Source organism: uncultured Desulfovibrio sp., assembly GCF_944327235.1.
Taxonomy (GTDB): Bacteria; Desulfobacterota; Desulfovibrionia; order Desulfovibrionales; family Desulfovibrionaceae; genus Desulfovibrio.
Genome location: NZ_CALVHE010000144.1, coordinates 1 through 3,246 on the forward strand (window position 1 = coordinate 1; position 3,246 = coordinate 3,246).

Annotated in this window: 1 protein-coding gene; it reads right to left on the minus strand. The window is 62.0% G+C overall.

Features of this window, described 5'->3' with window-relative positions:
* Nucleotides 1-251: 251 nt before the first annotated feature.
* A complete protein-coding gene (locus Q0K00_RS11625; RefSeq protein WP_297229706.1) occupies nucleotides 252-2,444 on the minus strand; it encodes a glutamine synthetase III in 2,193 nt (730 codons plus the stop codon).
* Nucleotides 2,445-3,246: the final 802 nt, after the last annotated feature.

Here is a 3,246-nt window from a genome sequence, read left to right on the forward strand (position 1 = left end):
CCTCCTCCCCTGGCGCGGGAGGGGGTCCCCCTCCCCCCAAGCCCCCCTCCCCTCCCCCAGCGCGCTTTCATAGGGGGAAAGGGATAGTTGCCGTTATTCAGACGTGACCATGTTCGTTTATTGATATTGCCCAAAATGCTTTGGGGGTTTGTGTTGAGGCCGGCAAAGCGCGTTTGGTGGGGATGGGGGGGCGGGGGGAAGGGGCCCCTTTGGGCGCGAGCAAAGGGGCCCCTTCCCCCCGCATCATCCCACTAATGCGTCCAGAGCAATTCGGCATAGGTGGGCAGGGGCCAGAGCTCATCGTCCACCAGCAGTTCCAGGGCGTCGGCGTGTTCGCGGCAGAGGCGCATGGCGGGCAGCACGGCGTCGCGGGCGGCGCGGGCCATTTCGTGCGCGTCGGAGGCGTCGCGGCAGGCGGCGAGGGCGTTGGCCAGTGTGGCGGCGGCCTGCTGGAGTCGCGTCGTATGGTCGTGCAGGCTGCGGAAGTGTTCGCATTCTGCCTGGTCGCCGTTTTCGGTCACGGCGCGCACATGCATGAGCAGGCGGGCGGCGCTGTCCTCGGCGTGGCGTGCGGCGGGGAGGATCTGGCGGCTGATCATGCGCAGGAGGACGTCGCCCTCGATGCGTACGGTCTTGGCGTAGTTCTCGAAAAGGATCTCCTGCCGGGCCAGCATTTCCCGTTCACTGAGCACGCCCGTCCGCAGGAAGACCTGCATGACGTCGGCGTCGCTGTAGTGTTCCACGGCGGTGACGGTATCGGGGTAGTTGGGCAGACCGCGCGTGGCGGCTTCTTCCTTCCAGGCGTCGGCATAGCCGTTGCCGTTGAAGACCACGGGGGAGTGTTGACGGAAAAGGCGCGGCAGCAGGTCCTGGAGGGTCGCGTTAAGGGTATTGCCTGCCGCCACGCCCTTTTCCAGCTCATCGGCTATGTCCTGAAGGGCGCAGGTCATGGCCGCATTGAGAGCGATGTTGGCCGGGGCAACGGACTGGGAAGAGCCCACGGCGCGGAATTCAAACTTGTTGCCCGTGAAGGCGAAGGGGCTCGTGCGGTTGCGGTCCGAGGTGTCGATGGGCAGGGGCGGCAGGCTGGAGACGCCGATCTCCATGACGCCGCTGCCCGTATCGGGTGCGGGCTTGCCGGTGATGATGCCCTCGATGACACCGGTGAGTTCCTGACCGAGAAAGACGGAAATGATGGCCGGCGGGGCCTCGTTGGCGCCGAGGCGGTGATCGTTGCCCGCGCCGATGGCCCCCAGCCGCAGGGCCGCGCCGTGCAGGTGCACGGCCCGCAGCACCGCCGCCAGAAAAACGAGGAATTGGGCGTTGTCCCTCGGGGTGGAGCCGGGATTGAGCAGATTGTTGCCGTCGGAGTCGGTCAGGGACCAGTTGTTATGCTTGCCGCTGCCGTTGACCCCGGCAAAGGGCTTTTCGTGCAGCAGGCAGACGAAACCGTGGCGCGCGGCCAGGTGACGCAGCATGTTCATGGTCAGCATGTTGTGGTCGCAGGCGAGGTTGGCTTCCTCATAGATGGGCGCCAGCTCGAACTGCCCGGGGGCCACCTCGTTGTGGCGCGTCTTGGCGGGGATGCCGAGCTTTTGCAGCTCGCGCTCCACATCCTGCATGAAGCTCATGACGCGGCCGGGGATGGCGCCGAAGTAGTGGTCCTCCATCTCCTGTCCCTTGGGGGACGGCGCGCCCTGCAGGGTGCGGCCCGTGAGCATGATGTCCGGCCGCAGGGCCGCCAGACGACGATCCACCAGAAAATATTCCTGCTCCGGGCCGACGCTGGCCCGCACGCGCTGGGCCGTGGTGTTGCCGAACAGGCGCAGGATACGCAGGGCCTGCACGGAAAGGGCGTCCAGCGAACGCAGCAGGGGGATCTTGCGGTCCAGCGCCTCACCGGAATAGGCGTAGAAAAAGGTGGGGATGTGGAGCGTGGCACCGTTGTCGTTGCGGATGATGAAGACCGGCACCGACGGGTCCCAGGCCGTATAGCCGCGGGCCTCGAAGGTGGAGCGGATGCCGCCCGACGGGAAGGACGAGGCGTCCGGCTCGCCGCAGATGAGCATCTTGCCCGAAAATTCGTTGATCATGTGCCCGTCCGGCGTGGGCGAGAGGAAGGCGTCGTGCTTTTCCGCCGTGAGGCCGGTCATGGGCTGGAACCAGTGGGTATAGTGATCCGCGCCCATCTCGATGGCCCAGTCCTTCATGGCGTTGGCCACCACATCGGCAATGGCGGGATCGAGACGGCCGCCCTCGCTGATGATGCGGGCAAGGCGGCGGTACACGTCCTTGGGCAGGCGCTTGCGCATGGCGTCAAGGCCGAAGACGTGGCACCCGAATTCCTCCGCGCCGTCCGAGGCGTGGGCATCGCTCACGGCGGACAGGCGCAGCGGGGCGGTGGACAGGGCTTCCTGCAGGGCGGAATGGCGTTGACTCTTCACGGGACTCCTCCGGGATGGTGAAACTCGACGGAGGCGCATGGCGTGCGCCGCCGTTGCCCTCCCTAAGGCAGGAAGCGTGCCAGTGTGCGGAATATCTCTATAATATACTAAAATAAAAGGATATTATTTGTGGATAAAAGCGGGATGGCCACGAAGAGGACGCGCCGCGAATGTTTTTTTCTTCTTTTGTGTATAATTGTGGCAGGTTGTTTGTCGCCACAGAGGGGAAAATGGCTTCTTTTGCTTCGTAATACTTTGTAATAACAGATAAAATAATCATATACAAAAATGTATGATAGAGGATGAGTTGGAAAAATAAAAAACCTTTATGTCGAAATCATGTGGGTCGCAAAGCGGCACCTGGGGCACGCCAATCCAAAATATCACTACTATTTCAACAAATAAGGGCAAATTTACCATACACGCTCCGCTTGCCTTGGGGAAAGCGTTTGTCGTGTGTCCCTGCTCCCGTTTGAAAGGCTTCGTGTCCCAAATCATACGGCCTGTCGTTTCGTGGGAAAAACGCGGTCTTTCCCTTCACATCTGGCTGTGCGGCGTTGTATCGCCGTCGTGTTTTGCCTTTGAAAAAGGCAAAACACCTTAGGGCCTGTTAACAAAAACTTTGCAAACAATTTCAATAAATAAGCAAAACTGGCTGTATGCACCCCGCTTGCTTTTGGGACGAGAGTACCTCGTGTCTCTGACTCTTCCCCCGGTAAAAGCGGGCTGGGGAAGGGATGGGGGGCTTGGGGGGAAGGGGAACCCCTCCAGCGCCGGCGGAGGGGTTCCCCTTCCCCCCAAA